Raw genomic sequence first — 18,503 nt, 5'->3', positions numbered from 1 at the left:
TATGAAGAAAAATATAATATTTTTACACCTTGAAAGTCTGAATCACACGATTTTCAATCATCGACAGTGGTTTCCTTTTACTAATAAAATCTATAACCAGTCGCTGCGATTCAATAACTTTATATCGAGTGCAACCTCCTCACTGATGGCGCTAAGCGACCTTTTACATGGGGATGACAATACGTTAGAACATAATACCCATCTTGAGGAAAACATCTCCATCCATCGCCAATGCCCCGCACTTTTCGATGTTTTGAAGCAGCACGGGTACACCACAGCCGGAATGGGGTACCCAAAAAATTGGGCAAATGTCGATGCTATCTGGAGTGAAAAGGATACCTTTAACTGGTATGACACCTCGAAAATAATGCTGGCAGAAATGCAGCAAGTCGTTTCCCGGCCAGAACCCTTTGCGCTCTATCTGTGGAATCTCAGTAGCCATCTTTGTTACTACGATGATATCAAAAAAGGAGGCGCTAGCAGCCTCGAACGCTGGCAGCGTGGCTATCAAAGCATGGATTTGATGGTCGGCCAGACAATTAAAATGCTAATGGAGGCAAAAAAACTCGATAATACAATCATCGTTGCTTTTGGCGATCATGGTGATGATTTCTGGGGGCATGGCTTTAACGGTGGCTATGCTCATGGCATAGAGCCTTATACTGCATTAGTTCATACTCCAGCATTTATCTTTTGCCCGGGAATGAAATCTTCAGATATCAACCATATGGTTAGCATGGTTGATATTTATAACACAGTTTTGACATTAGCAAATATACCTTCAATGCGTTGTGATAATAAATTTTTTGCCCTAACCCCGCAACGTAAAGTCTGCTTTAGCCGTAATCTATTTGCACAACAAAAAAGCCAACACCAGGGAAGTCCCTTAAAAAAAGGGTATGCTATTACCAATGAATATTTTCATTTGATGAAAGTAGATAGCAAATTCAAGATGTTTCTGTGGAAAACCGATCCGGCAAACCAGTTAGATATTTTAACGTTATTAAAAGATAGTAAGTCAGGTACTCCATACATCGATCTCAAAAAAGTGGACCGACAACGTATGGGGGGAGCCCACCCTCATATCACGCATTTTTTCTCAGCGGATATGGCACAGATATTAGCGGATAACTTTCATCATCTACAGCAACAGCTAGATTCATGGATCGAGAATAAAAATAGCCGTAAGTGAAGAAAAATCACTTCTTGCCCAAAAGATACATTGAGACTATTAAGAAAATTCATGAAATTACATTCAACATCATCCCCACAATGCAAAATTTGCGATTCATCACCAGAACTCTATGGAGTGACTGACTTTAATACATCTTGCTATGGCAGCAATGTGCATAGATACAACTACCCACTGAGCGGTCATGCTATCTATTATTATAAATGCAACAACTGTGGTTTAATATATACCCACGCTTTTGATAGGTGGTCCGATGATGATTACTCCCAGCATATATACAATGCAGAGTATACTAAACATGATCCCAACTTTATCTCTAAAAGGTCTACTCATAACTTCAATTTGCTGCGCAATGCCTTCAAAAATCTCAAGAGTTTTCGCATGATTGATTTTGGCTGCGGCGACGGACAACTGGTGAAGTTGCTAAAAGAATATGGTGCTGACGCTGTTGGCTGGGATCCATTTAATAATTCAGCACCGATGCCAGAGGAAAGATTCGAGTTTATGACTTCATTTGAAGTAATGGAGCATACGCCTACACCAGTCAAAACAATGGAGATTATAGACTCTCTTCTGGACCAAGAGAATGGAAAATACTTCTTTTCAACTCTTACTAATGACTTACACCAGGCTGAGCTAATGAACTTTTGGTATATAGCCCCACGAAATGGTCATATTACCATTCATTCAAACAAATCTCTTGATATCCTTTTCGCTAAATTTGGAATGAAAATAAAACACATTTCAGAGCTTTATCACCTGGCTTATAAACACAGTGATTAACTGTATCCCCCTTACTTAATAAAAATACAGTCAGGAAAGACTATCGCTTATAATTTTTTATTTAAACTTCTTCACCACCTCGATAATAGAGGTGGTGGATATCGATGGCGTTCTGGGGAAATAGACCACCTCGCACAGGTACGACAAACTATCAAAGCGCCCTGCCCAGTCATCGCCCATCACCAGCGTATCGGCGTTAACCTGGCGAATATAATCCGCTTTCTTCTCCAGCGACTCTTCGAGAAACACGCTGTCCACACATTTAAGTCCGGCAACAATCCCCATACGATCGCTTTGGCTGTAAACCGGCATCCGGCCTTTTTTCTGCATATTTAGCGCATCTGAAGAGATACCGACAATCAGTCGCTCCCCCAACTGCGCGGCGCGTTGCAGAATACGCAGATGCCCGATATGAAAAACGTCAAACGTACCAAACGTAATTATCGTTTTCATACCAGCCCCAATGTCTTCTGTCTTAACCAGCACTGCGCGGCTATCTCATCCACGGCTTTTTGCTCTTTTACCAGCGCCTCGTTGTTCAGTTCATCGCGTTTATCATCGAGCGTCATGGCGACAATTTTCTCTTCGCAGGCCGCCGCGACGAGGTTTTTCTGAATACGCTGCTCTTTAATTTTTGCCAGCGTTTTCTCCTGCTCTTGCCAGGCAATAACCGTGCGTAGCGTACCTTTGTATCCGGTCACGTTTTTGAGCGATTCAACGGAAGGGGCCTCAACGCCGGTGCCGGTTTTTTGAATCAGGTAGCCCAGTGCTTTGATGTTATTATCAAAGCCGGTACAGACCTGCTGCTGTTTTGCCAGTTGGACCGTCATGTCTTTGACTGTTTTATCCCGCAGGCGCTGCAACTGCGCCAGGGTATCGATAATTTGTCGCATGATTATTTACCTTCGGTTTTCTTTGCCTGGGGGAAAAGGGCCTGTAAGCGACTTTGCACCAGCTCAAGTGAGGCGGGTTCACTCACCTCCTGACGCAGGAAACGCTCGATAGCGGGGAACGCTTTGACAGCTTTATCAACGCCGGGATCGGCTCCGACAACATAGCCTCCCAACGGGATCAACGGCTTAATTTCCATGTAGGCGGCGTAGTTTTGTTTCATTAACCGTGCTGACTGCTGATGTTCGTTGGATGTAACCTGCGTCATACATCGACTGATCGACTGCCCAATATCTATCGCCGGATAGTGACCTGCTTCGGCAAGTTTGCGCGTCAGCACAATATGTCCGTCCAATACCGCACGTGCGCAGTCGACGATCGGATCCTGCTGATCGTCCCCCTCCGCCAGCACCGTGTAAATGGCGGTCATTGACCCTTCGCTTACGCTGTTGCCCGCGCTTTCCACAAGCTTGGGGATCATGCCAAACGCCGACGGTGGATAGCCTTTCGTTGCCGGAGGTTCCCCCAATGACAACGCAATCTCGCGCTGCGCCATGGCATAACGGGTTAACGAATCCACCAGCAGTAAAACGTGATGTCCGCGATCGCGAAACCAGGCGGCGATAGAGTGACAAAGTTCGGTGGCTTTCAAACGCATCAACGGCGACTCATCCGCCGGAGCCGCGACGACGATAGATTTTGCCAACCCTTCCGCGCCTAGTGAATGATCGATAAACTCTTTCACCTCGCGGCCACGCTCACCAATTAACCCCACCACCACGATGTCGGCCTTGGTCTGGCGGGTGATCATCCCCAACAGCACACTTTTTCCCACGCCGCTGCCGGCCATCAATCCTACGCGCTGGCCTTTGCCGATTGTTAACAACCCGTTGATTGCTTTTACACCCACATCCAGCGGTTGATTCACCGACCGACGCGTGAGGGGGTTGATAGACGGTGCCTGCGGCGGCAGCACATCATTGCCGGTCAGACGGCCTTTGGCATCCAGCGGTTCGCCCAGGCCATTGACCACCCGCCCCAACCAGCTTTCGCTAATCAGGATCTCCTGAGCTTTTTCTTCGGGGAATACGCGCGCGCCCGCCATCAGTCCGACGGGGTGTTTGAAGGGCATCAGGTAGGTGATATCACGATTAAATCCCACCGCCTGCGCGTCGATCAGCGTATGGTTGGCGCTTTCAACGCGGCACAACTGGCCGGTCACCAGCGGACAGCCCACGCTCTCCAGCAAAATGCCGTTCACGCGCACCAGTCGCCCGGCAACCCGGCTAAAGGGATCGACTCAATGGAACGCAGCGCATGGTCAAAGCTGGAAAAATCACTCACCCGTCGGCTCCGGCAGCAGCGACTCTTTGAGTGCCGACATACATTGCTCGAGTCGATGCTCGCAGCCAATATCCAGCTCGGATTTATCGGTAATCACCCGGCATTCGCCCGCCTGCAGATCGGGAGATGGCGTCAGTCCCCATGCAGCGACCTTCTCAGGAGCGGCATCTTTAATGCGGTTAAATTCTTCGTTACTCAGCAGCACCTGTAGCGACTCAGGCATCGCCGGAAAGGCCGAAATAGCCTCTTCGACCAGCGATAATAGCTGCGTCGGTTGCAGCGCCAGCTCACAACGAATCACCTGGCGGGTAACCTTTTCAACCAGCTGCAACAGGTCTTCCCGCTGTTTGCGCTGAACGTGCGCCAGATAGTCATTCACTTTGCCGGAGATAGCCTCCAGCGGCTGGGCGGCTCGTTCAAACTGCTTGCGCCCTTCCTGCTGCCCGGCCAGGCTGCCTTCAGTGTATCCCTGACGACGGCCTTCATCGTGTCCCTTCTGATGACCTTCCTGAAAGCCCTGCTCCTGGCCTTCTGTCATCCCTTGTTCAAAACCTTTTTGCAGCCCTTCCTGGAAGCCGTCCATCAGTTGGCGCTGATAATCCGCCGGTGTGATCCCCGGCGTAAGCTGTTCAGCCTGGAGATGGCGCTGGCGAGGGGGAAAACGATGCAGCCGGTAACGACCACGAATGGTTTCAATCGCCATGTGTTACTCCGCCGTCTGTTCAGCAAACAGCTGTAGCTGAATTTCACCCGCTTCCTCAAGCTCGCGGGCAATTCCCATGATTTCACGGCGTATCTGTTCAATACGGCTTACCGGAACCGGACCAAGACGTGAGGTTATCGCCTCCAGTTGTTGTACCTGACGCTTAGGCATCACGGCATAAATCGAACGGCGTAACAGCGCTTCGGTACCTTTCAGCGCCACTGCCCAATCTTCCATCGGTACTTCGTCCAGCAGTCGACGACGCACTTCGTCGGTTTGGCGGCTCAGAATAAAGAAGTCGTACATTTCGTCCTGCAACTGTTCGAGTACATCTTCATCGCGTTCGCGCAGCTGATCGAGGATCACCTGTTGGTTCCCCTGGAAGCGGTTAACGATATCCGCGGCCTGCTTGATCCCTTTCACTTTCGAACCATGTTCGGAAAGCACCGACAGCCCACGTTCGATCAAACGATCCAGCTCATCCACCACGTCGCGGTTTACATCGTTGAGTTTGGCAACCCGATAAAGGATCTCGTTTTGCACCGACTCATTCATGTAAGACAGTACCGTGGCCGAGATCTCTGGCGTCAGGAAGGCAAGGAATACGGCCTGTAACTGCAAATGCTCTTCTGAGATCAGTATCGCCAGTTGGCGCGGTTCCACCCACTGTAAACGCGCCATCCGCGAACGGATCTCATCGCCATAAATGCCGTTGATCACGCTACTGGCGATTTCTGTGCCCAGCGCTTTATTGAGGATCCCTTGCAGCATGGAACGCGATGCGCCGTTGATACCACTCTGCTCACGGAATTCATCAAAAAAGTTATTGATCACTTTTTTGGCCATGCTGGTTTTTACCCCAGACAGACGCGCCATATTTTCACTCAGGCGAACCACCTCTTCGCGGCTGAGCTTTTGCATCACCGTGGCTGCCGCCTCCTCGCCCAGACACAGCAATAAAATTGCGGCCTGTTCCAGGTAGCTGTTGTTGCTGCCGTTATTTATTGTCAATTCGCTCATTGCTGGTAATCCATTGTCTGAGAACTTCAGCTACGCGATCGGTGTCGCTCATCGCCAGTTTTTGCAGGAACTCCAGCTTCACTTCCAGACCGGAGCTCTGCGAAGGCAGGCTGTCGTCACCAGGGAAAGAAGGCAGTTCGATATTTTTGCGTTCGTCTTCAGCGGCCGCAAAATGGGGCTTATCCGCAGGAATCGCCATCGGTGCAGCGTCCAGCGCCAGCTCTGGTGCTATGGTGCGGCGACGTTCGGCGGTCAAACGCTTCATAACCGGACGTACAACAAACAGCAGCAACAGCAACGCCAGCACGCCGTAGCCAATTAAACGTACCCAGGCCAGAACGCTGCCATCCTTCCATAAGGGGACCACCGGCTCGACGGGAATCGACTGCGGCACAAAATTAAGCAGCGATAAGGACAGATTGTCGCCACGCCTGGCATCAATCCCGGCAGCGTTATTCAACAGCGCCGTCAATTGCGTGGTTTGTTCCGGTTTCCAGTTCTTCAACGCAGGCGCGTTCTGGTTAAGTACCACGGCCACATTTAAACGTTTAATGTCGAAACCGGGATGCTGGATATGTTCAATGCTGCGGTCCCAGGAGTAGTCGCGTTTGTTCTCACTATGCTTTGACAACGCAGCGGGCTGGCGAGACTCCTCTGGCGCGGTTCCATTGGCGCCATTCGTCACCTGATTTGCCGCCAATGGAGGACGGTTACTCAGCGAGCCGGGGATCCCCATAGCGATCTGGTTGGTATCGCTATCCAGCACCGTTTCTTCACGATTCACCTTTGGTGTGTCGCCGTAATGCTCTTGGGTTTCGTCGATATTGCTCAGATCGAGATCCGGCATCACGCTTACCCGGTAGTTACCACTTCCTACCAGCGAGTCGAGAACATTTGCGAGACTGGCGCGGGTCTTATCCTGGATATCTTTGAGGATCTGGTCGCGCTTACGCGTCGCCGCAGAAACCGCTTCACCCGCGCCAATACCATCGGACAGCAAATTCCCCGCCTGGTCGACAACGCTGACCTGCGCAGCTTTCAAATCAGGCACGCTGCCGGATACCAGGTGCACGATGGCATTCACCTGGTCGAGATCCAGCTTGCTGCCATAATGCAGACGCACCACCACCGAGGCGCTGTTTTGCGGCTCGTCGCTGACGACAAAGGAACTCTCTTCATTGAGCGCCAGATGCACTCGGGCGCTCTCTACAGCATCCAGCGTCATGATGCTTTGCGCCAGTTCGCCTTCCAGGCTCCGCTTATAGCGAATGTTCTGCACAAACTGGCTGGCGCCCAGCACTTCGTCTTTGTCCATCAGCTCATAGCCGCTGGGCAGCATGGCCTGAACGCCTTTCGCCGCCAGCGTCATTCGCGTTTTAGACAAAGTCTCTTCCGGAACCAGAATTTGTCCGCTTTGCGGATCGATGCGGTATTCCAGTTTTTCACCGTCCAGCACGGTGACTATCTGCGAAACCGGGATATTCTCCTGGCTACCGTACAGCGAAACATAACCGTGGTTGCCATTCCACAACACGCTGACAATAATGGCGGTGGCCGCAATAGCCGCTGCCGCCAGTAATGCCAGGCGTTTATTACCATCCAGCCTGAAAGAGAACGAGGGTAAAAACTGAGTTGCTTTTTTTATTAGTTCATTCATAGCGTTAGACTGACATGCTCATCAGGTCGTTGAATCCGGAAGCGACTTTATTACGTACCTGCACCAGCGCGGAAAACGATAACGATGCCTGCTGACTGGCGATCATCGCCCCCGCCAGGTCATCGCTTTTCCCCATCTCGATGGCCGTTTGTTTTTGCTCTGCGACCTGCTGAAATTGATCAACATGGTTGAGCGCGCCCTGCATAACACGGTCAAACGAAACCGGAGATGATGCAGACTGCGCACCCACGGCGTTAATCTGCATCGGCGAAAGGACAGGGGCTTGTGCGACCGCTTTCATCTGCTGCATGTCCTGCATCATTTGCGTCTGCATCGTACTGGCTGGGGCTATCGTATTTATGCTCATGACCTACTCTTAAAATTAGAAAAGCGTTCTCGGTACCACAGACTGATTCAGGAAAAGATTTCTATTCCCTGTTTTCGCATTGATGCCAGACGATAACGAAGCGCACGTGGAGTAATTCCTAATAAATCAGCGATTTTGGTTTTATTACCCTGATATTTGCGCATCAGGTCAGCGATATATTGATATTGCGCGCTGCGACCATGCTGGCCCAGATTGTCGCTGGTGGTGATTTGCGCACTGGGTTTTGGCTGCCATTGCGGCTCGCTCCAGGAATCGGACTCAATGGACGGCAGACCTAAGGTATCGGGATAAATAACGCCATCACGATTAAGGATCATTCCTCGCTGAATGGCGTTCTCAAGCTGGCGAACATTACCCGGCCACGCATAGCTCAGTAATGCCCGGCGTGACGATTCAGAAAGCTTGATATTTTTTACCAACACCGTGGAATATTTTTTAATAAAGGATTCAGCCAGCGGGATAATGTCTTCCATACGCTCGCGCAACGGTGGCATGGTCAACGGAATCACTGACATGCGATAATAGAGATCTTCTCTGAAGCGTCCTGCAGCAACCTCTTCTTCAAGATTCTTATTGGTGCAGGCGATTAAACGAAAATTTAATTTGATTAGACGGTTACTGCCTAAACGCTCAACCTGTTGTTCCTGTAATACACGCAGTATTTTGGCCTGTAGCGCCAAAGGCATGTCACCGATCTCATCCAGCAGTAATGTACCATTATTGGCTAATTCCATCTTTCCCGGTACGGTGGCCACCGCCCCGGTAAACGCCCCTTTATCATAACCAAAGAGCGTTGCTTCAAGCATATTTTCAGGAATAGCTGCGCAGTTCACACCGATATAAGGCGCTGAAGCCTCCTGCGCAAATGCAATCGAGTGGATAAATTTGGCGATACATTCTTTACCCGTACCGGTTTCGCCATGGACAAGTACAGGAACATTAAAAGCAGCAATACGCCTTGCCATTGAAAAAACATTAATGCTTGAGGCTGCTTCGGCAATAAGTTCAAACATGATTATTTACACTTAGAAGTAAAGTTAACATCCGTTACGAGAAATATACAAATCATTCCAAAGCACAATCATCGAATAATAGATATCGCCCGTGCCATGTCTTAATCCCATCCTTGCTCATGTTTTACCACCCCATCAAAGGGCAGCCCTATTGAAGACTATTTTCAAATAGGGTTTTTCCTAAAAAAATACTAACACCAGTACCATTAACAATCTCAAATTAAAAGATAATAAAAACATTATTCCTTTAAAAACAATACATTACGTTAGTGGTAGCGTAAAAAATAGACATAAGGGGGAAGCCTAATCTGCGACAAGCAGTAAGCGAGAAACATCACGTATATGTAATTAATTATTTTTTAATTACAACCTAACGCCATTAATAACTTGCAGAGGAGAGGGGTAAAATATCTAATATCCAGCCCTACTCCATAGACGTGAGTGGGTACGGTATTTCGTATCTAATGGACTTCAACACTATGAGAATAGCGTCAAGGATGAACAATAAATTAAGCGAATTTGAATTTCTTTTGATAACCGCGGGATTTGATATCAATTCAACCGCCCCAGAAATTACAGCTGAGAAAGCGTACCATGCTGAAATATAGTCAAACGCCCGGAATCTTTAAACTTGAAGGAAACCGGCTTGGACGTCCATATCATCGTCTGCCGACTATGTTTACGGGAAGTTTTGATACAATTGAATCACATCTTGGAAACTACTTCCTGAAAAAACATCGCACAAATATAACACTTAAAAAAATACACTGTGAGATGGATGTTATCAATAAAAGTGCGGAATTATTAGTTTCTCAGGTTGGGCATCTGGCCTTTGATATCGACCGCGCATTATTGTTAATGTTATTAGGTAACTTTTATGGTTTGGCATCATCTCTCGCCGACGAGAAGCCACAGGATGATTTACCAACCAAAACAGAAATCCGGTTGCGAAGCAGACTGGCGCTGGATATTTGTAATACCATTTTTAATAAAAATATATCCGGTATTCCACTGACACTCAAACCCGACAGCAGCACCATACAAACCCACTGGGCTTATCAGCTTACATTTGTATTAGGTGATGATGAGAATTGCAGTTTCCGCATCTTACTGGACGATTCGCATACCGATTACATTCTGAATTTAATCCGCCATAGCGAGCACGGCGAGAAAAAAAAGCAGATTGATAAAGCCAGCGCTGAGACGCGTAAAAAAACGCTGATCAAAGAAATTATCCATACGCTGCCGCTGACCATGAACGTGAAGATTGCAGAAATTCCGCTGAATGTTGCCGACCTGACGACGATTAAACCCGGCGATATTTTACCGATTGCGATGCCTGATACTTTCCCTGTGTATATCGGGAAATCCGAATTATTTAATGCCCTGATCGTAGAGGATAAAGACAAACTGTTTTTATCCGAATTAACGAGCAAGACGGAGAAATCCTATGAGTAAGCCAGAAGATATTTTAGAGCAAGGTTTCGAGTTAGCCCCCGAAGCTACTACGCCATCCGCGCCGTCTGTTACAGAAAAGCTGGTGGCGCGTTTAGAAGACCGTTTTTCCGAGTCGATGTCATTACTCAAACGTATTCCGGTCACGCTAACGCTGGAGGTTTCGTCCGTGGAGGTGATGCTGGCCGACCTACTGAACATTGATGACGACACCGTCATTGAGATGGATAAACTCGCCGGTGAACCGCTGGATATTAAGGTCAATAATATCCTGCTAGGTAAGGCTGAAGTGGTTGTGGTTAACGAAAAATATGGCCTGCGCGTCCTTGAATTCAACACGCATGAAATCAACGACCTTGCACCATGAAACGCGCGCCAACACTCACGCTCTTACTGGGTATCTCGTTACTCATCCTTTCTCCCTTTGCCTGCGCGCAAGGGGGAGATATCCCGTTGCTGAATGTGATTTCACACGGAAATAGCCAGGAGTACAGCGTAAAAATCCAGGTCTTGATCCTGATGACCCTGGTGGGCATTCTGCCTACCCTGGTGCTGATGATGACCTGTTTTACCCGTTTTATTATTGTTCTTTCTCTGCTGCGTCAGGCGTTAGGGCTGCAACAAACGCCGCCGAACCGCATATTGATTGGCATTGCGCTGTCGTTAACCATGCTGGTAATGCGTCCAGTCTGGCTCAATATTTACGATCATGCCGTTGTCCCTTTTGAAAACGATCAAATCACGCTCCCCGACGCACTAAGCACTGCCGCCTCGCCATTGAAGCGCTTTATGCTGGCGCAGACTAACAAAAAGGCGATAGCGCAGATCATGGAGATCGCCAACGCGAAAGGGAATGCAGTCGATCAGGATCTTTCCATTATTGTCCCGGCGTATGTGCTAAGCGAACTCAAAACCGCCTTCCAGATAGGTTTCATGATTTACATTCCGTTCCTGGTGATCGACCTGATCGTCGCCAGCGTACTGATGGCTATGGGGATGATGATGCTGTCACCGCTGATCGTTTCGCTGCCCTTTAAGCTGATGCTGTTTGTGCTTATTGATGGCTGGGCGCTGACCGTTGGGACGCTGACCTCCAGCATTCGCGGTCTGGGACTGGGCTAACGGAGATCAGACATGCTAACCATTGATGTAGCCGCAGACATCGTTGCCAGCGGTATAAAAGTTGTGATCATTTTAGTCTGTGTGTTGGTCGTTCCCAGCCTGCTGGTCGGTATGTTGGTCAGCATTTTTCAGGCTGTGACGCAGATTAACGAACAAACACTTAGTTTTTTACCCAGACTAATCGTCACCCTCGCGGTATTGGGTATTTGCGGAAAATGGATGATCGTCCAGTTGAGCGATCTCTGCGTGCATCTGTTCACTCAGGCCGCCATTCTGGTGCACTGACATGCGCGAAACCGATATTACACAGTTAAGTAATCTGATACTGGGAATGTGGTTTCCCTTCGTACGCATTATGGCGTTTATTCACTACGCACCAGTACTGGATAATGCCGCGCTGACCATACGTATACGCATTATTTTGTCACTGGCGTTGGCCTTTATCATTACGCCGCTTATCCCCCACCCGGTGCCCACCAGCCTGCTGTCGATGAACAGTATTATTTTGACCACGGAGCAGTTTCTGTGGGGAATACTTTTCGGCCTGATGCTGCAGTTTTTATTTTTAGCGCTACAACTGGCGGGCCAAATCCTCTCTTTTAATATGGGGATGAGCATGGCGGTGATGAACGACCCCAGCAGCGGCGCGTCAACGACGGTACTGGCGGAAATGATCAACATCTACGCGGTGATACTGTTTTTTGCCATGGATGGGCATCTGCTGCTGGTGAGCATTTTATTCAAAGGCTTTACTTACTGGCCGATTGGCAATGCGTTGCATCCGCAATCTCTGCGCACGATTTCTCTGGCGCTGGGCTGGGTATTCGCTGCCGCCACTCTGCTGGCGCTGCCGACAACCTTTATCATGCTGATTGTTCAGGGCTGCTTTGGTCTGCTAAACCGTATTGCGCCGCCGCTCAACCTGTACTCATTAGGTTTTCCCATTAACATGCTGGCGGGCCTGATCTGCTTTGCGACTCTGCTTTACAACCTGCCCGACCACTATTTGCACCTGGCGAATTTCGTCTTACAGCAGCTTGACGCGCTGAAGGGGCACTATGGCGGATAACAGTAGCGAAGAAAAAACAGAAAAACCCTCGGCGCAAAAACTTCGCAAGGCCAGACAAGAGGGACAAATACCGCGTTCAAAAGATATGGGGCTTGCCGCCAGTCTGTTTGCCGCGTTTATGGTGATCTCCAGCAGCTTTCCCTGGTACGAAGATTTCGTGCGTGAAAGCTTTATCAGCGTGCATCAGTACGCGCAGAACATTAATGACCCGGACATCATCGGTCAGTTCCTTGAACACCATCTGCTGATTCTGGGGAAATTCATCCTGACGCTGTTACCCATGCCGGTTGCCGCGCTGTTTGCCTCACTTGTTCCGGGAGGCTGGCTATTCCTGCCGAAGAAAATTTTGCCGGACTTTAGCAAATTAAGCCCGCTCAAAGGGATTGGTCGCCTGTTTTCTACCGATCACCTGGTGGATACCGGCAAGATGACGCTCAAAGCGATAGTGCTGCTGGTGATGCTATGGATCAGCGTACGCAATAACGTTGCCGCGTTTCTCGGCTTACAAGAGCTTCATTTCAAACAGGCCATCAGTGATGGTCTGGCGCTGTACAGCAGCATCATGCGCAACTTTGTCATCCTGTTTGTTTTCTTCGCGTTGATCGATGTCCCTCTGGCGAAAAAAATGTTCACCAAAGGGCTGAAGATGACGAAACAGGAAGTGAAAGAAGAGTATAAAAATCAAGAAGGTAAACCCGAGGTTAAGGCCAGGATCCGTCGCCTGCAACGGCAAATGGCGATGGGGCAAATTCGCAAAGTTGTGCCAAAAGCCGATGTGGTGATCACCAACCCAACCCACTATGCCGTGGCGCTACAGTACGACCAGTCACGCGCCGCAGCGCCTTTCGTGGTTGCCAAAGGCACCGATGAAATCGCGCTGTATATCAGGCAGGTAGCGGTAGAAAGCAATATTGAAATCGTTGAGTTTCCTAAGCTGGCACGCTCCGTTTATTACACCACCCAGGTGAATCAACAGATCCCATTTCAACTGTATCGGGCGATTGCACACGTCCTGACCTATGTACTGCAAATGAAACACTGGCGTGATGGTTCCCAGGCCCGCCCTTCTCTGAACAGACATATTTCCATTCCAAAAGAGGTTCTTAAACTGGATGCCGAAAACAACTAAACAATTCCTCGCGCTGCTGCGTAACGGTAACATCGGCATTCCGCTGGTCATACTGTGTATCCTGGCGATGGTGATCCTGCCGTTACCACCGGCCCTGCTGGATATTCTGTTCACCTTTAACATCGTGCTGGCGGTGATGGTGCTGCTGGTGGCCGTTTCCGCAAAACGCCCACTCGAATTCAGTCTGTTCCCGACCATTTTGCTGATCACCACCTTAATGCGCTTGACCCTGAACGTGGCGTCAACACGCGTGGTGTTACTGCATGGGCATATGGGCGCAGGCGCTGCCGGTAAGGTGATTGAGTCTTTCGGTCAGGTGGTGATCGGCGGTAACTTTGTCGTCGGTTTTGTGGTGTTCATCATTCTGATGATCATTAACTTTATCGTGGTGACCAAAGGTGCGGAGCGTATCTCCGAAGTTTCTGCCCGTTTTACGCTGGACGCCATGCCCGGTAAGCAGATGGCGATCGACGCCGATCTGAACGCAGGACTGATTAATCAGGCGCAGGCGCAAGCGCGACGTAAAGACGTAGCGGGCGAAGCGGATTTCTATGGCGCGATGGATGGTGCGTCAAAGTTCGTGCGCGGCGATGCCATCGCCGGGATGATGATCCTGGCTATCAACCTGATCGGCGGCGTCTGTATCGGGATCTTTAAATACGATTTAAGCGCCGAAGCCGCCTTCCAGCAATACGTACTGATGACCATCGGTGACGGCCTGGTCGCCCAGATCCCTTCTCTGCTGTTGTCGACAGCAGCAGCGATCATCGTCACCCGCGTAAGCGACAGCGGCGATATTGCCACGGACGTACGTAGCCAACTGCTGGCCAGCCCCTCCGTGCTGTATACCGCCACCAGCATTATGTTTGTGCTGGCAGTGGTGCCGGGGATGCCGCATTTCCCCTTCCTGATTTTCAGCGCCCTGCTGGGATTCACCGCCTGGCGCATGAGCAAGCGACCGAAGGTGGCTGAGACCGAAGAGAAAAATCTCGAAACGCTGACCAAAACCATCGCTGAAACCACCGAGCAACAGGTCAGTTGGGAAACTATCCCCTTAATAGAACCTATCAGCCTGAGCCTGGGATATAAGCTGGTGTCGTTGGTCGATAAATCCAAAGGGAATCCGCTCACTCAACGCATTCGCGGTGTGCGACAGGTGATCTCAGACACGAACGGCGTACTGCTGCCGGAAATTCGCATCCGCGAAAACTTCCGCCTTAAACCGACCCAGTACGCCATTTTTATCAATGGGATCAAGGCCGATGAAGCCGATATTCCCGCAGATAAGCTGATGGCGCTGCCCTCCAGTGAAACCTATGGCGAGATCGACGGTGTTTTAGGCCACGATCCGGCCTATGGTATGCCGGTCACCTGGATTGTTCCGGCGCAAAAAGCTAAAGCGTTAAATATGGGGTACCAGGTTATTGATAGTGCCAGCGTCATTGCGACGCATGTGAATAAGATCATTCGTAACTATATTCCAGAGCTGTTTAATTACGATGACATTACGCAGTTGCATAACCGCCTTTCTTCTATGGCGCCACGTCTGGCGGAAGATTTGAGCGCAGCGCTGAATTACAGCCAGCTCTTGAAAGTGTACCGGGCGCTGCTTATCGAAGGTGTGTCATTGCGCGATATCGTCACCATAGCCACCGTACTTGTCGCCAGTAGCACCGTGACCAAAGATCATATTTTGTTAACGGCGGATGTGCGTCTGGCGCTCCGTCGCAGCATTACCCACCCGTTTGTGCGCAAAGATGAGCTGGCCGTATATACGCTGAACAGTGAACTGGAGAATCTGCTGGCGAATGTGGTGAATCAGGCTCAGCAAAGTGGAAAAGTGGTGCTGGATAGCGTGCCGGTCGATCCCAATATGCTGAATCAGTTTCAGACCAATATGCCGCAGATAAAAGAACAGATGAAAGCGGCGGGGAAAGAGCCTGTGCTGCTGGTCGCGCCGCAGTTACGTCCTTTGCTCGCGCGCTATGCGCGCCTGTTTGCCCCGGGCCTACAGGTGTTGTCTTATAACGAAGTTCCGGATGAACTGGAATTAAAGATCATGGGGGCGTTAAGTTAACGCCTGCCGAGGCGGTGTCATTACACCGCCTTTTTGATTACAGAATCGTATTTTCCGTAAGAATACGACGAGCGCCTAGATAATGATCCTGCCAGAAGTCATCGGATAAATTGCTCACCCGAATTGTTTCTCCTGTCCGCGGTGATTCAATAAATTGTCCCTGCCCCAAATAGACGCCCATATGATCGGCAATATCCCGGCTGTGAATATGAAAGAACACTAAATCACCACGGCGAAGATCGCGGTTAGCGACAATCGTTGCCCGTCGATAGTGATACATTTCATTCGCTGTCCGGGGCAATTTTGCCGCCAGGATTTTGTTGTAGGCATAAAAAATCAGCCCGCTACAGTCAAACCCTTCATCCGGATCGGTACCGCCCCACAAATAGGGTTTACCTAGCTGTTGCTCAAGTCGGTGGATGGCCACTTCAGTGATATTGTGTAGATGATTGCTACTGAGAAAATGGTCATTCTCAGCCAGTTCCTGCCAGCGATGGTCGCTGGCTTTTAGTGGGCCAGGGAACCACTCCGGATGCTGTTTAATCAGTGCCCGGTTCTGCTGGCGCAGCGCGCTTTTACTTTCTGCGTTGCCTTCCACCACGTAGCTTGCCTGCTTTTTTACCTGTGCGTGATACTGCTTCAGCAGCCGGGCACGATTACGCATGCGCATTTGCGCCGCATAGCTTACATGGGCGTCAGATAAGAAAGGCTGAACTTTGGCGACAGACGGTGAGGACAACACAACACACAAAGACAGCAGACCCGGCAAAAAGCGTCGGGGTGCAGAGACAAAAAACATGAAAACAAAAATACCTGATCAAACACGTTCCGAGCAGTCTACCGCTATTACCAAGTATTCCATTTTAATATTTGATTATTAAAGTATTAATTTTTTAAATTCAATACATTAGGAATTTTGCACTAATAGGGCTCAATGACGGTCGCTCACCCGCAAAATACGCCAGTGTCTGACAGACTTTAAGCACAATTATCCGTATAAAGAAAATCTAAAGTGTAAACGCAGCACGAGAGACTTGCGAAAAACTCTCTGGGTGATAATGTGAGCGCTCCAGATCCAGATTTATCCGATTTGGGGACTCTTTTGCCGTCCTGGCGTGTGTGATCGTTTTATCAAGGAATAAGCAGTATGCGTAAAATCGCATTTTTTCTTGCGATGCTTTTATTGCCGTGCGTTTCGTTTGCCGGTTTGCTGAGCAGCAGCAGCCCGACTACGCCTGTCAGCAAAGAATATAAGCAGCAATTAATGGGCTCCCCCGTTTATATCCAGATCTTCAAAGAAGAGCGAACGTTGGATCTGTACGTCAAGATGGGCGAACAGTATCAATTGCTCGACAGTTATAAGATCTGTAATTATTCCGGTGGCTTAGGGCCGAAACAGCGTCAGGGTGATTTCAAAAGTCCGGAAGGGTTTTACAGCGTTCAGCGTGGACAGCTGAAACCGGATAGCCGCTTCTATAAAGCGATTAACATTGGTTTCCCTAATGCCTACGATCGCGCCCACGGTTATGAAGGTAAATACCTGATGATCCACGGCGCCTGTGTTTCCGTCGGCTGCTACGCAATGACCGACAACGGCATTGATGAGATTTTCCAGTTTGTGACCGGAGCTCTGGTGTTCGGGCAGTCCAGCGTACAGGTTAGCATTTACCCGTTCCGCATGACCGATGCCAACATGCAGCGCCATAAGTTCTCGTATTACAAAGATTTCTGGGCCCAGTTAAAGCCGGGATACGATTACTTTGAACAAACACGTAAACCACCGACCGTTTCCGTCGTCGATGGTCGTTACGTCGTCAGCAAGCCGTTGAGCCACGAAGTCGTTCAGCCGCAACTGGCATCAAACTACACGCTCCCCGAGACAAAATAATGCCCACTCGCCTGGCATAATCTTTTGCCAGGTTTCATTGCCGGTTAACGGTTGAGTGGCAATCACGGTGACCACATCATTGGGTGTGGTCTCTGAGCTAAAATCAATCTCCACATCCTGATCCAACAATGTCGCCACGCCAAACGGCGCACGACGCGTGATCCAAAACAAATTGGTCGAGCAGAAGGCCATCACATAACGTCCGTCAGACAACAGCATGTTGAAGACGCCCTTCTCCCGCAGTTCTCCTGCCAGCATCGCGATATATTTAAACACCGCCGTCATATTGCCAGGCGTGCGCGGATAACGCTCCGTCAGCTTGTGGAGCAGCCAGCAGAAGGCTTTTTCGCTGTCGGTTTCACCGACCGGGCGGAAATTACCGGTCTCCAGTGATTTATAACCGCTGAGTTGCCCGTTATGGGCATACGTCCAGTTACGTCCCCATAGTTCACGGGTAAATGGATGGGTATTTTCCAGCGCTACTTCTCCACGATTCGCCTGACGAATATGGGCAATCACGGAACAGGATTTGATGGGATAGTCTTGTACCAGTTTGGCGATAGGCGAATTAAAGCTGGGTTGCGGATCTTTAAACGTACGGCAGCCCTTACCTTCATAAAACGTAATACCCCAGCCGTCTTTGTGCGGCCCGGTACCTCCGCCGCGCTGGACCAGCCCGGTGAAGCTAAAGCAGATATCGGTTGGCACATTGGCGCTCATCCCGAGCAGTTCGCACATACATCACCTACCTTAAAACCGTGAACTGCCTGAT

The 18,503-nt window shown here is 49.6% G+C and carries 19 protein-coding genes and 1 pseudogene; 10 read left to right on the top strand and 10 right to left on the bottom strand.

What is annotated here, in order from left to right:
- Position 1: 1 nt before the first annotated feature.
- Positions 2–1,192 (top strand): sulfatase-like hydrolase/transferase, encoded by a 1,191-nt coding sequence (locus OGX67_RS20380; RefSeq protein ID WP_257651958.1) that lies wholly within the window; start codon positions 2–4, stop codon positions 1,190–1,192.
- A 51-nt stretch (positions 1,193–1,243) separates the two neighbouring features.
- Positions 1,244–1,975: a class I SAM-dependent methyltransferase gene (locus tag OGX67_RS20375; RefSeq protein ID WP_257651959.1), complete on the top strand. Its 732-nt coding sequence runs from the start codon at positions 1,244–1,246 to the stop codon at positions 1,973–1,975.
- A gap of 57 nt (positions 1,976–2,032) precedes the next feature.
- Here the strand turns inward: OGX67_RS20375 and OGX67_RS20370 are convergent, their stop codons facing one another.
- From OGX67_RS20370 to OGX67_RS20335, 8 genes and pseudogenes are all read right to left on the bottom strand, one after another.
- Entirely contained in the window at positions 2,033–2,428 is a 396-nt protein-coding gene (locus tag OGX67_RS20370) for an FAD synthase family protein (protein WP_257651960.1), read from the bottom strand.
- Complete coding sequence (gene fliJ / locus OGX67_RS20365; RefSeq protein ID WP_257651961.1) at positions 2,425–2,868, bottom strand: flagellar export protein FliJ; 444 nt, start codon at positions 2,866–2,868, stop codon at positions 2,425–2,427. Before fliJ ends, OGX67_RS20370 begins: the two co-directional genes overlap by 4 nt.
- Positions 2,869–2,870: 2 nt before the next feature.
- A pseudogene (fliI, locus tag OGX67_RS20360) lies at positions 2,871–4,210 on the bottom strand (flagellar protein export ATPase FliI).
- Entirely contained in the window at positions 4,203–4,913 is a 711-nt protein-coding gene (gene fliH, locus OGX67_RS20355; protein WP_003838845.1) for a flagellar assembly protein FliH, read from the bottom strand. Before fliH ends, fliI begins: the two are co-directional and overlap by 8 nt.
- Positions 4,914–4,916: 3 nt before the next feature.
- Positions 4,917–5,933, bottom strand: a complete 1,017-nt coding sequence (locus OGX67_RS20350) for a flagellar motor switch protein FliG (protein ID WP_006685955.1) — start codon at positions 5,931–5,933, stop codon at positions 4,917–4,919.
- Positions 5,911–7,590 (bottom strand): flagellar basal-body MS-ring/collar protein FliF, encoded by a 1,680-nt coding sequence (gene fliF / locus OGX67_RS20345; RefSeq protein ID WP_257651962.1) that lies wholly within the window; start codon positions 7,588–7,590, stop codon positions 5,911–5,913. The genes OGX67_RS20350 and fliF overlap by 23 nt, the downstream gene beginning before the upstream one ends.
- Positions 7,591–7,594: 4 nt before the next feature.
- On the bottom strand, positions 7,595–7,957 hold the full coding sequence (fliE, locus tag OGX67_RS20340) for a flagellar hook-basal body complex protein FliE (protein ID WP_016149599.1): 363 nt from the start codon (positions 7,955–7,957) through the stop codon (positions 7,595–7,597).
- 47 nt (positions 7,958–8,004) lie between these two features.
- The gene (locus tag OGX67_RS20335; RefSeq protein ID WP_086503714.1) at positions 8,005–8,991 is read right to left on the bottom strand and encodes a sigma-54 interaction domain-containing protein; all 987 of its coding nucleotides are present in this window, start codon (positions 8,989–8,991) and stop codon (positions 8,005–8,007) included.
- A 594-nt stretch (positions 8,992–9,585) separates the two neighbouring features.
- Here OGX67_RS20335 and OGX67_RS20330 point away from each other — a divergent pair.
- From OGX67_RS20330 to flhA, 7 genes are read left to right on the top strand one after another with little or no spacing between them, the layout of a single operon-like run.
- On the top strand, positions 9,586–10,449 hold the full coding sequence (locus OGX67_RS20330) for a FliM/FliN family flagellar motor switch protein (protein WP_086503713.1): 864 nt from the start codon (positions 9,586–9,588) through the stop codon (positions 10,447–10,449).
- Positions 10,442–10,813, top strand: a complete 372-nt coding sequence (locus OGX67_RS20325) for a FliM/FliN family flagellar motor switch protein (protein ID WP_038637567.1) — start codon at positions 10,442–10,444, stop codon at positions 10,811–10,813. The genes OGX67_RS20330 and OGX67_RS20325 overlap by 8 nt, the downstream gene beginning before the upstream one ends.
- Complete coding sequence (gene fliP / locus OGX67_RS20320) at positions 10,810–11,568, top strand: flagellar type III secretion system pore protein FliP (protein ID WP_086529052.1); 759 nt, start codon at positions 10,810–10,812, stop codon at positions 11,566–11,568. The genes OGX67_RS20325 and fliP overlap by 4 nt, the downstream gene beginning before the upstream one ends.
- Before the next feature lie 12 nt (positions 11,569–11,580).
- Positions 11,581–11,853, top strand: a complete 273-nt coding sequence (locus tag OGX67_RS20315) for a flagellar biosynthetic protein FliQ (RefSeq protein WP_003838859.1) — start codon at positions 11,581–11,583, stop codon at positions 11,851–11,853.
- A gap of 1 nt (position 11,854) precedes the next feature.
- The gene (fliR, locus tag OGX67_RS20310) at positions 11,855–12,637 is read left to right on the top strand and encodes a flagellar biosynthetic protein FliR (RefSeq protein WP_003838861.1); all 783 of its coding nucleotides are present in this window, start codon (positions 11,855–11,857) and stop codon (positions 12,635–12,637) included.
- Entirely contained in the window at positions 12,627–13,766 is a 1,140-nt protein-coding gene (gene flhB / locus OGX67_RS20305) for a flagellar biosynthesis protein FlhB (protein WP_071696384.1), read from the top strand. The genes fliR and flhB overlap by 11 nt, the downstream gene beginning before the upstream one ends.
- Complete coding sequence (flhA, locus tag OGX67_RS20300) at positions 13,750–15,843, top strand: flagellar biosynthesis protein FlhA (protein ID WP_046669740.1); 2,094 nt, start codon at positions 13,750–13,752, stop codon at positions 15,841–15,843. Before flhB ends, flhA begins: the two co-directional genes overlap by 17 nt.
- Positions 15,844–15,880: 37 nt before the next feature.
- Here the strand turns inward: flhA and OGX67_RS20295 are convergent, their stop codons facing one another.
- Positions 15,881–16,642, bottom strand: a complete 762-nt coding sequence (locus tag OGX67_RS20295) for a C40 family peptidase (RefSeq protein ID WP_257651963.1) — start codon at positions 16,640–16,642, stop codon at positions 15,881–15,883.
- 348 nt (positions 16,643–16,990) lie between these two features.
- Between OGX67_RS20295 and dpaA the strand changes: the two genes are divergently transcribed.
- Positions 16,991–17,731 (top strand): peptidoglycan meso-diaminopimelic acid protein amidase, encoded by a 741-nt coding sequence (gene dpaA / locus OGX67_RS20290; protein ID WP_003830823.1) that lies wholly within the window; start codon positions 16,991–16,993, stop codon positions 17,729–17,731.
- On the opposite strand, the gene OGX67_RS20285 is transcribed toward dpaA, so the two are convergent.
- Complete coding sequence (locus OGX67_RS20285) at positions 17,702–18,469, bottom strand: class II glutamine amidotransferase (protein WP_003031388.1); 768 nt, start codon at positions 18,467–18,469, stop codon at positions 17,702–17,704. The two genes, dpaA and OGX67_RS20285, sit on opposite strands and share 30 nt — an antisense overlap.
- Between the last annotated feature and the right edge of the window lie 34 nt (positions 18,470–18,503).

It is taken from the genome of Citrobacter sp. Cf118 (assembly GCF_030334095.1).
GTDB classification, from domain to species: Bacteria; Pseudomonadota; Gammaproteobacteria; order Enterobacterales; family Enterobacteriaceae; genus Citrobacter; species Citrobacter freundii.
The sequence above is the reverse complement of the archived record's forward strand: the minus strand, read 5'-3'. Positions and strand labels throughout refer to the sequence as shown.